This window comes from Nostoc sp. DSM 114167 (genome assembly GCF_052692655.1).
This window is the reverse complement of sequence record NZ_CP195116.1, coordinates 6484966-6503005: the sequence shown is the minus strand read 5'-3', so window position 1 is coordinate 6503005 and position 18040 is coordinate 6484966. Positions and strand designations below refer to the sequence as shown.

17 protein-coding genes are annotated in these 18040 nt (G+C 40.5%); 13 read left to right on the top strand and 4 right to left on the bottom strand.

The features are described 5' to 3' along the window. The first annotated feature begins 160 nt into the window (after positions 1 to 160). From NSTC731_RS27555 to NSTC731_RS27530, 6 genes are all read left to right on the top strand, one after another. Positions 161 to 955: a 2OG-Fe(II)-dependent halogenase WelO5 family protein gene (locus NSTC731_RS27555; RefSeq protein WP_445627740.1), complete on the top strand. Its 795-nt coding sequence runs from the start codon at positions 161 to 163 to the stop codon at positions 953 to 955. Between the two features lie 36 nt (positions 956 to 991). After that, positions 992 to 1378, top strand: a complete 387-nt coding sequence (locus NSTC731_RS27550; protein WP_445627739.1) for a four helix bundle protein — start codon at positions 992 to 994, stop codon at positions 1376 to 1378. A gap of 235 nt (positions 1379 to 1613) precedes the next feature. After that, entirely contained in the window at positions 1614 to 2720 is a 1107-nt protein-coding gene (locus tag NSTC731_RS27545) for a zinc-binding dehydrogenase (RefSeq protein WP_445627738.1), read from the top strand. A gap of 31 nt (positions 2721 to 2751) precedes the next feature. Then, positions 2752 to 3573: a pyrroline-5-carboxylate reductase gene (gene proC / locus NSTC731_RS27540; RefSeq protein ID WP_445627737.1), complete on the top strand. Its 822-nt coding sequence runs from the start codon at positions 2752 to 2754 to the stop codon at positions 3571 to 3573. 105 nt (positions 3574 to 3678) lie between these two features. Next, entirely contained in the window at positions 3679 to 5688 is a 2010-nt protein-coding gene (locus NSTC731_RS27535) for an ABC transporter ATP-binding protein/permease (protein ID WP_445627736.1), read from the top strand. Positions 5689 to 5926: 238 nt separating this feature from the next. Further along, positions 5927 to 6706: a 2OG-Fe(II)-dependent halogenase WelO5 family protein gene (locus NSTC731_RS27530; protein WP_445627735.1), complete on the top strand. Its 780-nt coding sequence runs from the start codon at positions 5927 to 5929 to the stop codon at positions 6704 to 6706. A 287-nt stretch (positions 6707 to 6993) separates the two neighbouring features. Here the strand turns inward: NSTC731_RS27530 and NSTC731_RS27525 are convergent, their stop codons facing one another. Next, on the bottom strand, positions 6994 to 7719 hold the full coding sequence (locus tag NSTC731_RS27525; RefSeq protein WP_445627734.1) for an alanine--tRNA ligase-related protein: 726 nt from the start codon (positions 7717 to 7719) through the stop codon (positions 6994 to 6996). An 801-nt stretch (positions 7720 to 8520) separates the two neighbouring features. Here NSTC731_RS27525 and ppsA point away from each other — a divergent pair. The 4 genes from ppsA to NSTC731_RS27505 all read left to right on the top strand — a co-directional run bounded on the left by ppsA (position 8521) and on the right by NSTC731_RS27505 (position 13216). Beyond that, the gene (gene ppsA / locus NSTC731_RS27520) at positions 8521 to 11133 is read left to right on the top strand and encodes a phosphoenolpyruvate synthase (RefSeq protein WP_445627733.1); all 2613 of its coding nucleotides are present in this window, start codon (positions 8521 to 8523) and stop codon (positions 11131 to 11133) included. Between the two features lie 312 nt (positions 11134 to 11445). Beyond that, positions 11446 to 11823 carry a VOC family protein gene (locus NSTC731_RS27515; protein ID WP_445627732.1) on the top strand — a complete coding sequence of 126 codons (378 nt, stop codon included), beginning with the start codon at positions 11446 to 11448 and terminating at the stop codon, positions 11821 to 11823. Between the two features lie 34 nt (positions 11824 to 11857). Further along, positions 11858 to 12877: an aldo/keto reductase gene (locus NSTC731_RS27510; RefSeq protein ID WP_445627731.1), complete on the top strand. Its 1020-nt coding sequence runs from the start codon at positions 11858 to 11860 to the stop codon at positions 12875 to 12877. Positions 12878 to 13084: 207 nt separating this feature from the next. Beyond that, positions 13085 to 13216 carry a hypothetical protein gene (locus NSTC731_RS27505; protein ID WP_445627730.1) on the top strand — a complete coding sequence of 44 codons (132 nt, stop codon included), beginning with the start codon at positions 13085 to 13087 and terminating at the stop codon, positions 13214 to 13216. Here NSTC731_RS27505 and NSTC731_RS27500 read toward each other — a convergent pair whose 3' ends face one another. Then, positions 13217 to 13531 (bottom strand): S-layer protein, encoded by a 315-nt coding sequence (locus NSTC731_RS27500; RefSeq protein ID WP_445627729.1) that lies wholly within the window; start codon positions 13529 to 13531, stop codon positions 13217 to 13219. Positions 13532 to 13841: 310 nt separating this feature from the next. Between NSTC731_RS27500 and NSTC731_RS27495 the strand changes: the two genes are divergently transcribed. The 3 genes from NSTC731_RS27495 (at position 13842) to NSTC731_RS27485 (ending at position 16691) form a co-directional block, all read left to right on the top strand. After that, positions 13842 to 14294, top strand: coding sequence for an Hsp20/alpha crystallin family protein (locus tag NSTC731_RS27495; RefSeq protein ID WP_445627728.1), 453 nt, complete (start codon positions 13842 to 13844; stop codon positions 14292 to 14294). Between the two features lie 164 nt (positions 14295 to 14458). Further along, positions 14459 to 15451 (top strand): cyclase family protein, encoded by a 993-nt coding sequence (locus NSTC731_RS27490; RefSeq protein ID WP_445627727.1) that lies wholly within the window; start codon positions 14459 to 14461, stop codon positions 15449 to 15451. Positions 15452 to 16016: 565 nt separating this feature from the next. Further along, positions 16017 to 16691, top strand: coding sequence for a hypothetical protein (locus NSTC731_RS27485; protein ID WP_445627726.1), 675 nt, complete (start codon positions 16017 to 16019; stop codon positions 16689 to 16691). Here the strand turns inward: NSTC731_RS27485 and NSTC731_RS27480 are convergent. Then, positions 16671 to 16841: a hypothetical protein gene (locus NSTC731_RS27480; RefSeq protein WP_445627725.1), complete on the bottom strand. Its 171-nt coding sequence runs from the start codon at positions 16839 to 16841 to the stop codon at positions 16671 to 16673. The genes NSTC731_RS27485 and NSTC731_RS27480 overlap by 21 nt on opposite strands. A gap of 61 nt (positions 16842 to 16902) precedes the next feature. Next, positions 16903 to 18006, bottom strand: a complete 1104-nt coding sequence (locus tag NSTC731_RS27475) for a mevalonate kinase family protein (RefSeq protein WP_445627724.1) — start codon at positions 18004 to 18006, stop codon at positions 16903 to 16905. Positions 18007 to 18040: the final 34 nt, after the last annotated feature.

Sequence of the window (18040 nt, the reverse complement as noted above, 5' to 3'; positions counted from 1 at the left end):
GCGTTGTTGAGTATGAATATCAATTGAGATTTGTAACTCATGTAGAGACGCGATTCATCGCGTCTGAAAGACCAATTTTCGACGCCAATAACCTTTAACCCAAGCGTATTGATTTTTCACCAAAACCGAAATTTGAAATTTAAATGTAAGGAATTTTATTATGACTGCTGCTTCTAATCAGATTAAATCGACACTGTGGGATAAAAAACAAGAGTATCCCTTAACTACAGAAACTTTAAAAATGCTCCTCGAACACCGAATACCTCTGATTCGGTTGAAAGAATTTGCCACACCTGAAGAGTGTGAGATGTTATATGCTCAATCTCAATCACTTAGCTTTAACGCTTATCAAGATGTCACTCCTAAAATTGAAAAAGTTGGCATCACAGTGTTTGAATATAACAGCATTAGTAAAGGAAATTATTTTAAAGAAGTAGAACGGGCAACTAAATTAAGAGACTCCATTTTTGCAGCCTCCTTCAATCCATTGGAGCGCATCATCGAAAAATTTCGAGAGTGTGGCGTGAATGCACGAATTGCTTCTGAACCAGATTACGGTAGCTATTATGCAGGACTGATCAGAAAAATAGAGCATGGAACCCAAATTCATATTGATTTTGCGCCAATAGAGCAATCTGAATGGGAAGTTTGTACAATTACTGCTCAACTTTCTTGGACTTTGTATTTGAAATTATCTGACAACAATCAAGGTAAAACTTGTATTTACGATCGCCGTTGGCAACCAAGCGATGAGCAATATAAACTCGATTCCTACGGATATAGCGATCGAGTAATTGCGGATGCAGATGCGATCGCTTTCCAACCTTACGTAGGAGATGTACTGCTTTTTAATACAACCAACTTTCACTATGTTGAGCCGATGCATGGACAGCGTGTAGCTTTCACTTCCATGATTGGCTTACTTCCTAACGGTGAAATTATTTTCTGGTCTTAAAAGAGGCAAGGGAGCAGGGGGCAGGGAGCAGAGGGAATGGAGAAAGAACCAATCAAAAGTCATGAAGATTTAGAAGTATACAAAATGGCGTTTGATGTAGCGATGAAAATTTTTGAATTATCTAAGAAGTTTCCCGTAGAAGAAAGGTATTCATTGATTGACCAAATTCGTAGGTCATCACGGTCAGTTTGTGCCAACTTGGCCGAGGCATGGAGAAAACGCCGCTATGAGGCTGCTTTTATTGCAAAATTGAATGATTCAGAGGCTGAAGCAGCAGAAACTCAGACTTGGCTTAAATTTGCTGTGAAATGTGGTTATTTAGACGTTGATACAGGCAGAGAACTATATGGAAGATTAAACCAAGTTTTAGGCATTCTAGTAACCATGATCAACAATCCATCACCCTGGCTCATAAAACGCTAATTTCTAATCCCCCTGCCCCCTGCCTTTCAAGGGCAGGCTTTTAGGCTTTCGATAAATAGTTGAGAATGTTCTCAATTATTGAACGTAGTTTTAAGTTCTCAGACAATGGTTTTGGTTTTAAAATCCCAAAAATTTGTCTAATCAAAAAAACCTGCCCCCTGCCCCCTGCTCCCTGCCCCCTGCTCCCTGCCCCCTGCCCCCTGCCTGCCCCCTGCCCAAAGTGAGGTAATGATTCATGCCCAATGCAGCTGTGATGACTGCGCCTAATGAGCCAGTTACAATCCAACAATTACCAAACCCTATTTTAGAAAAGGGTGGAATCATTATTGAAACCATATATTCTGAAGTTTGTGGAACTGATGTACATTTACTCCGTGGGCATTTAGAAGGAGTACCATATCCAATTATCCCCGGTCACTTTTCAGTCGGTCGTGTGGTGGAAACAGGTGGAGAGGTTAGTGATGTCAATGGTAAATTAATTCAGCCTGGAGCGATCGCTACTTTTCTCGATGTCCACGAAACCTGTTACAACTGCTGGTATTGTCTAGTAGCCAAAGCATCCACTCGCTGTCCACAACGCAAGGTTTATGGTGTCACCTACTCAGCCAAAGATGGATTACTGGGTGGTTGGTCTGAATTGATTTACCTCAAACCAGGGGTGAAAGTTCTCACTTTACCTGAAGAAGTCTCGCCAAAGCAATTCATTGCTGGGGGATGTGCTTTACCAACTGCACTACACGCTATCGATCGAGCGCAAATTCAAATTGGTGATATTGTCGTGGTACAGGGTTGCGGGCCTGTAGGTTTGAGTGCGGCAATTCTGGCTTTACTCTCAGGTGCAGGTAAAGTAATTGTCATTGATAAATATGAAAGTCGCTTAGTAGTTGCCAAATCTTTCGGTGTAGATGAAACCCTGGTAATTAATGCTAACGACCCACAACAACATATTGAGCGGGTTTTGGAATTGACACACGGACATGGTGCTGATGTCACTATTGAAGCCACAGGCATTCCCATTGCTGTCAAAGAGGGTTTGAATATGACGAGAAATGGCGGTCGTTATGTGGTTGTCGGGCATTACACAAACACGGGTGAAATTCTCATCAATCCCCACTTAGAAATTAATCTCAAACATATTGATATTCGCGGAACTTGGGGAATTGATTTCAGCCATTTTTACAGAATGATTGAATTACTAAAACGTCATAGCGATCCCAGAAAAAATATTGCTTGGGAGAGCATAATTAGTCGTTCATACACACTAGCAGAAATTAATCAAGCTCTGGCGGACGTAGAACAAGGTTCTGTATTAAAAGCTGTAATTCAACCTAATCTATATTGATACCAACAACATATAAAATAAGGAGAAAGATATGCTCAAAGATTTAAAAATTGCCTTTATCGGCGGTGGTACGATGGGCGAAATGATTATTAGTAGATTGTTATCGACAAAAACTATTCAACAACCCGATTTAGTTATAGTCAGTGACCCACTTTCTACGCGATGCCTGCATTTAGAAAGGGAATATGGAGTACGTACTACAACCTCCAATATAGAAGCTATACAAGGCGTATCGATTGTGATATTGGCGGTGAAGCCGCAGGTTTTAAACTCTGTTATGGCTATGCTGAAGGATAAAATTTCACCTAATGCTTTAGTAATTAGTATTGTGGGTGGAGTGAGTATTCAATCTCTGTGCGAAGGATTGAATCATCCTGCTGTTGTTCGTACAATGCCGAATATTGCTGTACAAGTTGGTCATGGAACTACGGTGTGGAGCGCATCACCAAGTGTGACAGAAATACAGCGATCGCATACGCAAGTCATTTTACAAGCATTAGGCAAAGAATTTACTACCCAAAATGAACATTATCTAGATATGGCAACGGCGTTAAGTAGCGCCGGGACTGGGTTTATCTTTCTGTACATCGAAGCGATGATTGATGCTGGGGTACAGATGGGTTTAACTCGCGCACAAGCCCAAGAACTAACATTGCATACGATTGCTGGGAGTGTAGAACTAATGTTTCAGACTGATGAACATCCAGCAGTCTTACGCAACAAGGTAACGAGTCCTGGGGGAGTGACTGCTGCTGGTCTTTACGAGTTAGAAAAAGGTGGGATGCGAACTGTCATCTCTAATGCCGTGCTTACTGCTTTGAGCCGCACTCAACAGTTAGGCAATATGATTTGAATAAGTAGTGGTGAATGGTATTCTTGATTCGGTAATTATTACTGATTATTCAACACTAAAAACTATGAAATATAATTTTCAGAAATTCCAGTTTATTTATCAAATATGTCAACCCAAGTTATTCAAGCTAAACCCGCAACAAATTTTTTTACAGACTTTATTCGATTTTGGGAAAATGTAAAAGCGATCGCTGGCCCTTATTGGTACCCAAACAAGCCAGGAGAAAGAGCTTTTTCAGATGTTATTCGTGCCTGGGGAATGCTGATTCTCCTAATATTTCTCATCTTCACCCTTGTCGGTGTAACTACTTTTAATAGTTTTATTCATCGTTATTTAATCGATGTTATTATTCAAGAGAAGGATTATTCTAAATTTAGTTATACTATAGCTTTTTATGCTGTTGGACTTGTATTAATAACGCTTCTAGTAGGACTGACTAAATTTGTAAGAAAACAAATTTCTCTTGATTGGTATCAATGGCTCAATAATCATGTTTTAAATAAATATTTAAACAAACGTGCTTATTATAAAATTAATTTTCAATCAGATATTGATAATCCAGATCAACGTTTATCTCAAGAGATTGAACCAGTTACTGGTAATGCCCTCAGTTTTTCAGCCACTTTCCTAGAAAAAGTACTGGAAATGATAACTTTTTTAATAGTTGTCTGGACAATTTCGCAACAGATAGCTATTGCGCTAATTATCTATACAATTGTAGGCAACTTTATTGCTATTTACTTAAATCAAGAATTAATTAAGATTAATCAGGCAGAACTTGAGGCTAAAGCTGATTATAGCTATTGTTTAACTCATGTTCGCAATCACGCCGAGTCGATAGCTTTTTTCCGAGGAGAAGAACAGGAACTAAATATAGTTCAACGCCGATTTAGTATTTTGGTCAAAGAGATTAAACAAAAGATTGATTGGGAGAGAAGTAAGGAAATTTTTAACAGAGGATATCGGGCTGTTATCGAACTGATCGCACTCGTAGTACTCGCACCTTTATATATTAAAGGTGAAATTGATTTCGGACAAGTTGGACAAGCTACTACAGCTTGCTATATGTTTGCTGGTGCTTTAGAAGAATTAATTCGAGAATTTAGTGTTTCTGGGCGATTTTCTAGTTATGTTGAGCGTTTATCTGAGTTTTCAGATGCCTTAGAAGAAGTAACTAAACAACCCGAAAATGTCAGTACTATTAAAACAATAGAAGAGAAGCAATTTGCTTTTGAGCATGTGACATTACAAACACCTAACTATGAACAGGTGATAGTCGAAGACTTGTCATTAAACGTTCAGTCTGGAGAAGGTTTATTAATTGTCGGGCCAAGTGGTCGAGGTAAAAGTTCTTTATTGAGAGCGATCGCAGGTTTGTGGAATGCGGGAACTGGTCGTCTGGTGCGTCCTCCGCTACAAGATGTCTTATTCTTACCCCAACGTCCTTACATTATCTTAGGAACTTTGCGCGAACAATTACTTTATCCTAATACAAATCGTCAGATGACCGATGCAGAACTCAAAGATGTTTTGCAACAAGTAAACCTGCAAAACTTGCTCAGTCGAGTTGAAGGTTTTGATACTGAAGTTCCTTGGGAAAACATATTATCTTTGGGAGAACAACAACGTTTAGCATTTGCTCGACTATTAGTTACTCATCCTAGCTTCACTATCTTAGATGAGGCAACAAGTGCTTTAGATTTAAGAAATGAAGGAAGTTTATATCAACAGCTACAAGAGACAAAAACAACATTTATTAGTGTTGGACATCGAGAAAGTCTATTTAATTATCATCAATGGGTTTTAGAACTCTCACAAGATTCCAGTTGGCAACTTGTAACCGTGCAAGATTATCGACTGCAAAAAGCAAGAGAAATTGTCACTAATACTTCTGAAAATGCTGAAAACACAACAGATGTTTTACCTAATAATGAACCACAATTAGAAATCAGTACAAGCGAAAGGTTTTCTCATAAAGAAATGAATGCATTAACGAACTATTCCGTTTCCACTATTAGAAGTAAGGCAAGCAAAGGGGAGTCTATCACTACTAGGGATGGCTTAACCTATCGCTATGACAAAGATCCCAAAGTGTTGAAATGGGTGAGAATTTAACAAAGTAAAAAATAAATTATCTAATTGATAGGCTTTACTAAGACTTTTTCTCCCCTGCTTATAGTGTGGGGATAAAGTGACACTCCCTTTTTTGGCTGATTGCGATCGCACCTGTGGAATGTGGGTTTGACAGCTTAAAGACCAAATAAAAAACTAACTTTGATTTTATCTTTATTTCCATCATTTCCTGTTTTGACAACAACTTAATTTACCAGAAATTATGAGTGAGAAAGTTACCATGCTAAGAGCAACAAAGTGGCAAACCTTAAATGACTGTGAAATGAATCAGCAAAATTTACAAGCATTGCTGAGAAATGAAATTCCATCAATTCGCATTTCTAAATTTGCTTCATCTGAAGAATGTCACAAATTAGCTTTGGCAATTGAAAAAGTTGGGTTTAATTTTTATAAAAATGTGGAACCACCAATAGGAAGAATTGGAATTACCCAATTTGAATATATAAAAAGGGATAAAAGGGGATATTTTGATGCGGTTGAAAAAGCTAACAAAACTTATAATCAGGTAACTTCCTTATCTTTTGACCCGCTAAAACGTTTGACAACAATTCTCCGGCAGAATGTCTCTAGTCAAGTACAAATTGCTTACGAAAATGAAGCTTATGGATATTACTTCGCTGGATTGATACGTCAGATTAATGTTGCCTTGCTACACATAGACTTTGCAGGGTTAGATGCTCCAGATTGGGTAATAGGAAATATTACCTCGCAATTAGTATGGAATCTCTATGTCAAAGCGCCTAACCAAGGAGGTGTTTGCAAAGTCTATAACCGACAGTGGCAGCCTGAAGATGAAAAATATAAAACTCCTGGTTCCTATGGCTACGATCGTTCTTTAATAGCTACCTCAGAAGTAAAACATAATATTCCGCTCACAGGAGATTTGGTCATCTTCAACAGCCGTAATTTTCATGAAGTCTTGCCAGGCATGGGAGAACGTATAACAATTAACTCTTTTATTGGAAAAATGCCGGGAGGTGATTTAGTTTTTTGGTCGTAAAGACAAATTAGAACTTATAATATCATGTCCGGCTAATTAGTTATGATTCCCTTTCTCTATGCAGAAAGCCTAAAAACTCCTCCCCTCTGCCCCTAGAGCGGTCTTAATGATAAGTTTTTAAGCGGACACGATATTATAAGTAAAATTAGCGATCGCCCGCAAGCTCGTTAACGCCAGTCACCTACAAAAGGAAACCCTCCCTGCTGGACTAACCGGACTGCCTCAGGCTCTGCATAAATATCAGCATTTTTTGTTTGAAAGTAACTTCAGATTAAAAAAGCATAAATTTACTCGAATTTATAACTAATTTTTAGATTTCCTTTTTGACGTTTGGCTTTAGTAACTACTACACTTTTTAGTTCATTAAGTGATTTTAAATGAGTTCCACCACATGGAGTTGGATGAAGATTGGCAATTGTTACTACTCTTAAAGGTTTTCCTGGAGGTAGGTTATTGGGTATATTAGACCAACGCACTGCCAATTCTTCTGATGTAATCAGTGAAGCTTCTACATTGCTAGCTTCATCTAAAGCTTCACTAATTTTTGTATTAACTTCAGCAATAAATTTTTCAGTATTTTCAAATGAAGGGCTTCCTTGAAACTCTACATAAGAACCATCCGGAAAATGATATCCTTTGACTGCGATGAGATTTTTATCAAGGGATTCGACTATTGTGTACATGAGATGTCCAGCCGTATGAGCTTTAGCATTTTGCATACGACGGGTTTCATCAACATATAAAATTACTTCTTCACCTTTTTCTAAAGATATAGATGAAAAATCTCCATAATGACGAACTTCTTCATCTACAAAGCTTACGAAAGTGATGGGAATTTGAACTCCTCTGGCTTCAATTGTGCCTATATCTGAAGGCTGACCACCACCCTGTGGATAAAACACAGTACTATCGAGTACACAATAATCACCCCGCTCATCATTAGCAATATACTCAACGCGAGCCTGATAAGTAAATTTATAGGTATCTTCAAGATAAGCAAGTACTGTGGACATAGAAAATCTTTCAACTTGACTTTGATCCCGATTATAAACCTCATCCATCTTGAAGACTGGAGTTTGTTCAGAAGATATATTACTCTGAATAAGGGGGTGAAATAAGCAACCTATACTGTAATATGGTTCAGTTAAGCCCAAAAGTTATGTAAATTAACGTGAGTTCGATGAACCTCTCCCACGGGCAAGGGAGGAGCAACGAGAAATTAGGGTTTTGGCTTTCCTCTCCAACATGGAGAGGGGTTGGGGGAGAGGTCAAAAAAGGGCTTGTCGAACTCACGTTAAATTAAGTATTGTCGCTTAGAATTAAAGATAATCCGGTGCATCTGAAAGAATTTTCTTTATTGTCTCCAAACATACAGGATACTGAGATACTGAAAGCAATCAAGACAGCTATCCCAGCAGAGGCAATTGAGGGGCTGAAGACAGCCTGAAAGAATTTTTCCGGGGTGAACCCGATCGACAGATGATGCAGTTTATTGCGAAAAATCCTTAGAGGTTGTTTGAAAAGTCACAAAGTATACTATAAACCCCACTTCCATTCCTCTCCCCGTTGGCGTCAGCCTGCCGTTAGGCAAGCGGAGAGAGGCTTTGAAACCCCCATTCCCTTGTAGGGAAGGGGGGCTAGGGGGGTTAGGTTTCTGAGACTTAGATGTTACCAAAAATACTTTTCAAAAATCCTTAGAGCCTGTATTTTTACAACGAGACATACAGCCCCTTACATAGTGGTAAATACATCAATGAACCGCAAGGTATGGCAACCATATTACCAAAGTATGAATTGCCCAAGGAGGAAAACTGATGAGTTCATTTGTGCTTGGTTTTCAAAATATAGACAAAACAAAACTCACCTTTGTTGGGGGTAAAGGCGCGAACCTGGGGGAACTTTCCAAAATTGAAGGAATACTCGTACCAGATGGCTTTTGTATTTCTACGGTCGCTTTTAAAAGAATCATTGGGGAAACGTCGTCGATTAACGAATTACTCGAACAGTTATCGCATCTATTGGTGGAAGACCGGGACAAAATCGGCGAACTTAGCGGTGAGATTCGCTCTTTCATCGAAGGGATAGCCATTCCTCAAGACATTAATGAAGAGATCGCCCACCACCTCTCCAGGCTTGGAGAAAAAAACGCCTATGCAGTAAGATCCAGCGCAACTGCTGAGGATTTACCGACAGCCTCCTTTGCAGGCCAGCAGGATACGTATTTGAACATTATCGGGAAGGAAGCAATTTTAAAGCAGATCAGTAAGTGCTGGGCATCGCTATTTACCGAGAGAGCAATAATTTACCGCCTCCAAAACGGCTTCGACCACCGTCAAGTCCACCTGTCTGTGGTTGTTCAGAAGATGGTCTTTCCCCAGGTAGCAGGAATTCTGTTTACTGCCGATCCCGTCACTTCTAATCGGAAGGTGTTATCCATTGATGCGGGCTTCGGACTTGGTGAGGCTATGGTATCCGGTCTGGTGAATGCTGATAACTATAAAGTGTGTAACGGCAAGATTATTGATAAGAAGATATCTACCAAGAAGCTAGCTATTTACGCCTTAAAAGATGGCGGTACGAAAGAACAGGAAATTGAACCTGAACGGCAGAATAGACAAGCACTGACAGACGAGCAGATTGTACAGCTTGAGCGCATCGGTAGGAAGATCGAAGCACATTTCGGACACCCCCAGGACATTGAGTGGTGTTTGGTTGATGACACATTTCATATTGTCCAGAGTCGCCCCATCACGACTTTATATCCCATTCCTGAAACAAGCGATCGCGAAAATCACGTCTATGTATCTGTCGGTCACAACCAAATGATGACCGATGCCATGAAACCATTGGGATTGTCTTTTTTCCTGTTAATGACCCATGCACCCATGCACACTGCTGGTGGAAGGTTGTTTGTTGATGTTACAGCGACGCTGGCTTCACCTGTCAGCAGAGAAACGGTATTAAACGTCACATTGGGAAAATCCGATCCGCTCATGAAAGACGCACTTACAACCATCCTAGAGCGGGGAGATTTTATAAAATCGTTACCCGACGAGCAGAGTTCCGGCAAAAGCGGTAAAGGTCGATCGCCTGCGGATTTTCAAACCCTAAACGACTACGATCCGGCGATTGTTGCTGATTTGATTCAACAGAGTCAAACCTCGATCGACGCGTTAAAACAAACCATCCAAACAAAATCAGGAGCGGATCTGTTTGATTTTATCCTGGAAGATATCCAGCAATTAAAGAAGACCAACGCTGATTCACAGAGTTTTGGTGTGCTTATCACTGGGATGAATGCTTCCTCCTGGATCAATGAAAAAATGAACGAGTGGTTAGGCGAAAAAAACGCAGCGGATACACTTTCTCAATCAGCACCCAACAATATTACGTCGGAAATGGGTCTGGCACTATTGGATGTTGCGGATGCGATTCGTCTTTACCCGGAAGTCATTGAGTATTTGCAACAGGTAAAAGAGGATAACTTTCTAGGTGAATTGGTGAAGCTTGAGGGTGGACAGGAAGCCCAGAACGCGATCGCTACTTTTCTTCACAAATACGGAATGCGATGTGTTGGAGAAATCGATCTTACGAGAACTCGTTGGAGCGAAAACCCAACCACACTTGTTCCGATGATTCTCAGTAACATCAAAAATTTTGAGCCTGGTGAAAGCGAGCGTAAATTTGAGCAAGGGCAACGGTCAGCTTTAAAGAAAGAACAAGAGTTATTAGAGCGATTGAAGCAATTACCGGATGGCGAACAAAAGTCCGAAGAAACAAAACGAATGATCCGCCTAATTCGGAATTTCATCGGTTATCGCGAATATCCAAAATACGGCATAGTTAACCGCTACTTCGTTTATAAGCAGGCTTTACTCAAAGAAGCGGAACAACTCGTACAAACCAACATTATTAATGAAAAAGAAGATATATACTATCTCACTTTTCAAGAACTCCGCGAAGTTGTACGCACAAATAAACTTGATTACCAGATTATCGGCAAACGAAAAGACGAGTACAAATTATATGAAAAACTAACTCCCCCACGTGTTATTACATCTGACGGTGAAATTATTGCAGGTCGGTACAAACGAGAAAATCTCCCTGCCGAAGCTATTATCGGTCTACCTGTTTCTTCTGGAGTTATAGAGGGACGAGCGCGTGTCATCTTAAACATGGAAGATGCCGATCTAGAAGATGGAGATATATTAGTCACCTCCTTTACTGACCCTAGCTGGACACCATTGTTTGTATCTATAAAAGGACTAGTCACCGAAGTTGGTGGACTAATGACACATGGAGCAGTTATCGCACGTGAATATGGCATAAGTGCAGTTGTTGGAGTGGATAATGCTACCAAACTGATCGATGACGGACAGAGAATTCGGGTGAATGGAACGGATGGCTATATAGAAATCCTCAGTTAATATACTAGTAGTCTGCCAACCCAAAAATGCGCTTGTGAGGGCTGGGGAAAGGGGAAAGGGAATTCATGGTAAGGAATTTAAACTCTTTCCCCCTTGAAGCTGTATGAAGTTATGCGCTTTATAATTCCAATAGTGGACAAAAGCTCACTGTGGTTGAACTTTTGTTGGAGTGCCTAGACGTAAAAGCGCGGCTTTTAGAGTAAAAGTACACGAGCAAAACCAAACTACTATTAATTGGTAAGCTTGGAGTATATTTTACTAAAAAGCTTATAATAGCTCTACTACAAAAGTTCTGGATTAGCACAGTAGAATATGACATTGAAAAACACTTTTGGTGAATATAGTTTTGTTACTAAACTAGACGTTACTAATCTCGAAGCTAGTGCCGAGTGGTACAAGTCCAAGCTTGGGTTAGTTCCTGAAGAAAAATATGACACACCTAGCTGGAGACAGTTTAGTTTTCCTGATATTCCACGCTTTGCAATCGGATTGAACTTGAGTAACTCAGTTGAACCAGGTAATACTGTCAGTACCTTTGTTGTCAATGATATAGTTACTGCTCGTCAAAGCCTGACTGAAAAAGGAGTCTCAGTTGGGCCAATTACAGATGTCGGTCATGGAGTGCAATTATCCACTTTCAAGGATCTTGACGGAAATTTGTTAGGGCTTAGGCAAAATCCGCAGTCTTAGCTTGGATTTACACCTAAATCGGGGAATTAGAGTGATGGAAACGCGATTTTTAGGAAAGTCCGGTCTTAAGATTTCGGTTCTCAGTTTCGGTACAATGACATTCGGTGGTAGCGACTTCTTCCAAGAAATTGGAGCGACTCAGGTAGACGAGGCGCGACATCTGATTGATATTTGCCTTGATGCAGGTGTCAACATCTTTGACACAGCAGATGTTTACTCGAATGGACTTTCTGAGGAGATTCTTGGTAAAGCTCTCGGAAAGCGTCGTTCTGATGTAATTATTGCAACTAAGGCTTATGGTCGTATGGGAAAAGGAGCAAATGATACTGGATTGTCACGTTATCATCTGATTCGAGCCTGTGAGGACAGCCTACGACGATTAAACACAGATTACATCGACCTCTATCAAGTTCATGGTTTCGATGCTCTGACTCCACTAGAAGAAACGCTTCGCGCCTTAGATTCACTTATACGTAGTGGCAAAGTTCGCTACATTGGCTGCTCTAATTATTCAGCTTGGCATTTAATGAAGGCGCTGTCTGTATCAGAGCGTTTGAACTTGGAGCACTATGTGTCACAACAAGTTTATTACTCGCTTGTGGCGCGAGAGTTGGAATTTGAACTAATTCCTCTAAGTTTAGATCGAGGTGTGGGTATCTTGGTGTGGAGTCCGCTTGCTTTTGGTTTCCTCTCAGGTAAGTATCGTCGTGGTCAGTCGGAACCAGAAGGAACGCGACGAGCAAAAATCGGTGATATTGGCACTGTCAGTGACCTGGAAAAGGGATACGACATTGTGGAAGTTCTGCACGAAGTGGCTAATAACCGTGGTGTCAGTGTTGCTCAAGTCGCACTCAACTGGCTGTTACGTCAGTCTGGTATTACATCGGTTATTATCGGAGCGCGGAATGAACAACAACTTCGAGACAACCTTGGTGCTGCTCAGTGGGAGCTAACATCAGAGGAAGTAAATCGGCTCAATCAGGTTAGCGCGATCGCGCCAATTTATCCTTACTGGCATCAGCGCAAGTTCGGAGCTGAACGCATTCCACAATAAAATTCCCAGTTGCGATCGCATCAAGGCAGTGAGCTTGGTGCGATCGCTCTCTATTTGCTTGTTCTAACCCGGTTGAGGAAGTTTTATAACTAAATTAGAGGTAGAGAGTAGAGAAGCGGATACCGTCTGCGATAGGTTGGTTGGTACTGAGTTCTAAATTTTGGGAAATTTAGCCTCAAAAAAGGCTGTCTGATTCTAAGCAGAGCCTTGAGCGAAAGCTACGCAATAAATATTTCTAGCGATCGCTTGATTAAACTCTTTGCGGAACATAACCACGATGGACGCACAAATTACTCATTCCCGATCGAGCAACAGAAACGGGCAACAGTTGATAGGTAATTATTTTTCAAACCGTTGTTCTTGCTGTGGTTGTTGTTGACGTTGAGTGGGTTGGAGTTTTTTTAAAATTGTTGGTGGTGTAGCTTGGCGAAATGCACCACAATAGTGCATGGTCATAACTGCTTTGAAAGCCCAATGGTCTGATGGAACATCAGTAAAAGGATTTGGTAAAGTTTGGGCTTGATTTTGAACACAAGCATTCACAACTTGATTTGATGTTGCTGGAACTTCAGTTACAGGTTCTTGAGATTTAGCAGGAGTAACAAAGCTAGTAGTCGCTAGTACTACGAGTGTAGCTAAAATTTTGTACTTCATAACTTGAGTTTTATAGAGATGGCATTTAACCCTATCTTAGTTTGCAGACAGCAGTCCAGGAACTAGAATAATTTTGCCCAGATGAAGTGTTAGCGGTACTTCAATAAAAATTTGGCTTGGGAGACGATGCCGAAGCAATAGCTAGTTATCGTAATTTTTTTTACTGCTTAATTTTGTGCGGTAATCATCAATTACTGGGTGATACTAACCGAATTTACAGGACTTATAACCATACTTATGATAAATACATAAGCACAAAGGCAAGTGCAAAAAAAGTTAAACAAGAGATGAATTTTTGCGAGAAAGAGTTATGGCACTAATTCGTTACAACCCCTGGCAAGAATTGAACGCTCACTTAAGTCACATCAATGGCTTACTTGGAGATACCAGAGTCCCATCTGCACGGTTTGAAAAAGGCTTTATCAAAGTTCCTGCTGCTGAACTACAAGAAACTGATGATGCTATTCATCTCAAGTTAGAACTGCCAGGACTGGAAGCTAAAGACTTAGATATTCAAGTCACCCAAGATGCTGTTCGCGTCTTCGGTGAGCGCAAGTCCCAAACTCAAACCGAAAACAATGGCACTACCAAGAGCGAATTCTACTATGGTAAATTCCAACGTGTAATTCCTCTATCTGCTCGGATTCAAAATACCAATGTCACCGCAGATTATAAAGACGGTATTTTGAATTTGACACTACCCAAGTCCGAGCAAGAAAAGAACAAAGTTGTCAAAGTTAATCTTGAAATTCCTACTGCCTAATTGGTTGTAATGCAAATACTCTACCGACAATAATTGATTGAGATGCTAAAAGCCCAGTTATCAGATGACTGGGCTTTTTTGTATTGCAAAAGAGTTACAGAATAAACAATGTAGCAATTTGTGGTAAAACAATTAGAGCTTTCAAAAGTAATAAGCTTTCACAAATGACAATACTGCCGCAATGTAACCAAACACATACCTTGCAAAAACTAGATAGATTTTTGCGTCAACCATTTCAAAAAACTTTCTGGGGAATTGTTTGTTTAATAGTTCTGTTTGGTGTTGGTTTGGTGTCTGTAAACGCGGTACAACCCAGACGTGAGCCTCATCTGTGGCAAGTTTATCAGCAGTCGCTCAAAAACGCCAAATATGTTGACTTGACTCATACAATCGCTCCTTCAATTCCTGTATGGTCAGGTTTTGGTTCATCAAAGTTTGCGCCTGCCATCAACCCAAAAACGAGTGAGCCATACACTTACCAAAAGGATGGGTTTGAAGCAACTCATTACGATTTATCCACCGATCAGCTAGGAACCCAATTAGATCCACCTGCTCACTGGAACCCTGATTATCCAGCTATCGATGAGTTGCCAGCGACCTTTGCTGTTCGTCCTCTAGTAATAATTCCGATCCAGGATAAAGTTGCCAAAGACCCCAATTATCATCTGAGTGTCAAAGATATTCAGGATTGGGAACGCAAACATGGCAAAATTCCTCAAGGCTCAGTTGTGTTTGTTCGCTCTGATTGGTCTTCATCATGGCCAAACCCCGAACTAGCTACAAGAACTAAGTTTCCTGGGGTGAAGCTAGAAGCTTTAAAGTTTTTGCACCTTGAGCGCAAAATTCTTTTCCACGGACACGAACCCCTTGATACAGACAGCACCCCAACACTCGAAGGGGAAGCTTGGCTGTTGAAAAATGGATATGCCCAAGCAGAGGGTGTTACAAATCTAGATCGGGTGCCAGAAACAGGCGCGTTAATCTCTATTGGGTATCCCAAATTCAAAGGTGGTTTAGGAGGTTATGCACGTTACATTGCTATCTGTCCGCCAAATTGGAAATACGGCGTTTCAGTAGGTCAAATGCCGGAGTCTCCCCTACAAAAAGCAGATAAACCCCTGCATTGGGATACAAAATTGGGTGTACGGGTACGGTGAGATGAAGCAATTAGACCTCTTGGCATTTGTGCTTTTTGCACTCTTGGGGAAAAGGGTAAAGGTTAAAGGGGAAAGGGACAATACAGAACCTTTTTCCCCTTACCCTTTCCCCTTTTCCCGACAAATGCCAAAAAGTCTATTATACCGAGGTTGTGGATGTTGCTCGTGGAGTGTGGAGAGCGATCTATTTTCAAACGTGATTGGTAAGAAATTGTACTCGAGCAACTATGTTACCTTTTTCAACTGTAGAAGCTCTACCCATTGAGCGACAACGAGCAGAGGATTCATAATTTACAATGCAGCTAGGATTTCAATACTGCACGCTTTGTGGATTTTTAACTCGGAATTGGGTTTTGGGAAAAGGTTAAAGGGTAAAGGTTAAAGGTTTTTTCTTTCCCCTTTCCCCTTCCCCTTTTCCCCAAAACCCGACAAGTATTGGCTAGGATTTAACTATCAATTAGTTAAATCCTAGCTGCTTCATAAAACTTCTAGGATCGACATAAAGACACTATAAAACTCAATTAATTGTGTCTTGGAAATAATTTTATGCAACTAAATGAAGATTATGACTCTTAAACTTGCATTCTGGTTACTGTGGGCTGGATTTATTGCCTATATTTTATTATTGGCACCGCCCCTGCACTTAGATGAAACGCTAACGCTGTTGAAAAATATATTTACTCTTCAATGGACTACTATTAATCCAATTATCCTGTCTTTATTTTCTCTAGTGGGTATTTGGCTATTAATTTACAGTAGTTTATTGTTCATTGATGGCAGGATGCAATCGATTCGGTTTTGGCCTTTTGCGATCGCATCAGTGGGTTCGGGTGTACTTGGTCTTTTGCCGTATTTGGCTTTGCGCGAACCTAATCAACAATTTTCTGGACAAAAGGATACTTTTTTGAATCTGTTGGATTCTCGCATTTATGGTATCGTCTTAACTTTCAGCACAGTTGTCTTGCTTGTCTATGGTTTTGCCTTGGGTGATTGGGGAGATTATGTGCAGCAGTTCCAGAGCGATCGCTTTATCAATGGCATGAGCTTGGCATTTTGCCTATTTTATCTTTTATTTCCTACTGTTGTTGGTGATGATATGGCTCGTCGCCGTTTCCCTAATACCGAGGTATTTTTAGCAGTGGTGTTTGTTCCCTTACTTGGTTCTCTTGCTTATCTTTGCCTGCGCCCGCCATTGGTGTTATCAACTATTCGTGAAGAATCATTCATAGCTAATCGGTAAATATCGGCATTTGTCAATTACTTCTCGGTCATCAAGATTGGATGGAATGGGCGATCGCTTAGTTGGCTTTAAGAAGCTCTTAACTAATTCGTCTGGATGTTTCACAATCCAAAATCGTTCGACTGAGCGCAGCCGAAGTCTAAAATCCAAAATCCAAAATGGTATGAGAATCCCATAGTCAACAATTTTAATTTAGCGGACTGGTAGTATTTTAACAAACATCCCCATACTGCTTTTTGTCCTCAGCTAAGTCAATCATAGGAGCTGGTAATCTTGAAATAGTTAACTGTAACGCTTGCATTTGAGGAAAATCACGCTCAATAATTTCGATAGCTTTTCTTTGACTCTCTTGATTTTTAGCGATCAGTTGTGCAGTGCCATCGCCCTGAGAACCCACACCTTTTCCTCCGAAGATATAAGGCTGAAGAGGCTCGTGTTCGAGAAGCAGATGCAGCTTTTTTGCAGTTAATTGCTCAGGACAAGCCGGAACTACGTGCCGATCAAATTCTGTTTGGGCTTTTGTCATTAAAGCTCCAAGAAGTTGGGCATCTGCTCTTTGTATTGCTTCAACTGCTGCCTGGGTAATTTCAGAGCTAATATAACCAAAATATTTTTGGACATTTTGCTGTATTGGATTAATAGCAAAAGGATAACACTGATTCAATTTTTGTAGTATTTCTTGTGTGTTTTTGCTGCCGCCAAGATCGACAATCACAAAAAACAAATCCTCACTAACTTGAAGGGAGAGCAGATCGATTTCTTCACCATCAAATATCATCAATATTGGGCGATTTCCATAAGCACAAGCCTGATCCATACGACCACAAAGGCTAGGAGTGGTTCTTTCTCCCAGGTAAGCAAACTCCATTTCTGAACGAATTGTCATCTTCAAATCATACAGACGATTAAAAGCCCTTGCAATCAAAACGCAAAAGGCAGCACTCGAAGATAATCCCTTTTGGATGGGTAAGTCGGTTAGATAATTATCAACCTCAAGTCCGCCAACATCATAGTGAGTCAGAATTTGATATGCTGTACCAGCAGCATAACTAAAAAAACCGCCCTCTGCCGCTATGCACTTCAGGGTATTAGATTCCATAGGTAATCTCAGAGGTTCATAACCCCTACCATCATTGAGAGAAGTACGAATAATTAACTCATTAGGATTAGGCAAGACATCGGCATAAATTCCTTGATTAGTACCAACAATTAAGGTGTAGCCCTTTTCGAGCAGAGGATTAACACTGCGATATTCTCCTGCCCAATCGCTGTGTTCTCCGAACAAACAAAGACGCCCTGGAACAAAAATTCTCATTTGAAGCTCTCACGCGATCGCAATATATTTCTGC

Bases quoted from the DNA above. Each gene is read 5' to 3' on its own strand.
- NSTC731_RS27545 (WP_445627738.1), top strand. From the start codon at position 1,614: ATGCCCAATGCAGCTGTGATGACTGCGCCTAATGAGCCAGTTACAATC.
- NSTC731_RS27485 (WP_445627726.1), top strand. From the start codon at position 16,017: ATGACTCTTAAACTTGCATTCTGGTTACTGTGGGCTGGATTTATTGCC.
- NSTC731_RS27490 (WP_445627727.1), top strand. From the start codon at position 14,459: ATGACAATACTGCCGCAATGTAACCAAACACATACCTTGCAAAAACTA.
- NSTC731_RS27525 (WP_445627734.1), bottom strand. From the start codon at position 7,719: ATGTCCACAGTACTTGCTTATCTTGAAGATACCTATAAATTTACTTAT.
- NSTC731_RS27495 (WP_445627728.1), top strand. From the start codon at position 13,842: ATGGCACTAATTCGTTACAACCCCTGGCAAGAATTGAACGCTCACTTA.
- proC (WP_445627737.1), top strand. From the start codon at position 2,752: ATGCTCAAAGATTTAAAAATTGCCTTTATCGGCGGTGGTACGATGGGC.
- NSTC731_RS27515 (WP_445627732.1), top strand. From the start codon at position 11,446: ATGACATTGAAAAACACTTTTGGTGAATATAGTTTTGTTACTAAACTA.
- NSTC731_RS27535 (WP_445627736.1), top strand. From the start codon at position 3,679: ATGTCAACCCAAGTTATTCAAGCTAAACCCGCAACAAATTTTTTTACA.
- NSTC731_RS27530 (WP_445627735.1), top strand. From the start codon at position 5,927: ATGCTAAGAGCAACAAAGTGGCAAACCTTAAATGACTGTGAAATGAAT.
- ppsA (WP_445627733.1), top strand. From the start codon at position 8,521: ATGAGTTCATTTGTGCTTGGTTTTCAAAATATAGACAAAACAAAACTC.
- NSTC731_RS27500 (WP_445627729.1), bottom strand. From the start codon at position 13,531: ATGAAGTACAAAATTTTAGCTACACTCGTAGTACTAGCGACTACTAGC.
- NSTC731_RS27510 (WP_445627731.1), top strand. From the start codon at position 11,858: ATGGAAACGCGATTTTTAGGAAAGTCCGGTCTTAAGATTTCGGTTCTC.
- NSTC731_RS27555 (WP_445627740.1), top strand. From the start codon at position 161: ATGACTGCTGCTTCTAATCAGATTAAATCGACACTGTGGGATAAAAAA.
- NSTC731_RS27475 (WP_445627724.1), bottom strand. From the start codon at position 18,006: ATGAGAATTTTTGTTCCAGGGCGTCTTTGTTTGTTCGGAGAACACAGC.
- NSTC731_RS27550 (WP_445627739.1), top strand. From the start codon at position 992: ATGGAGAAAGAACCAATCAAAAGTCATGAAGATTTAGAAGTATACAAA.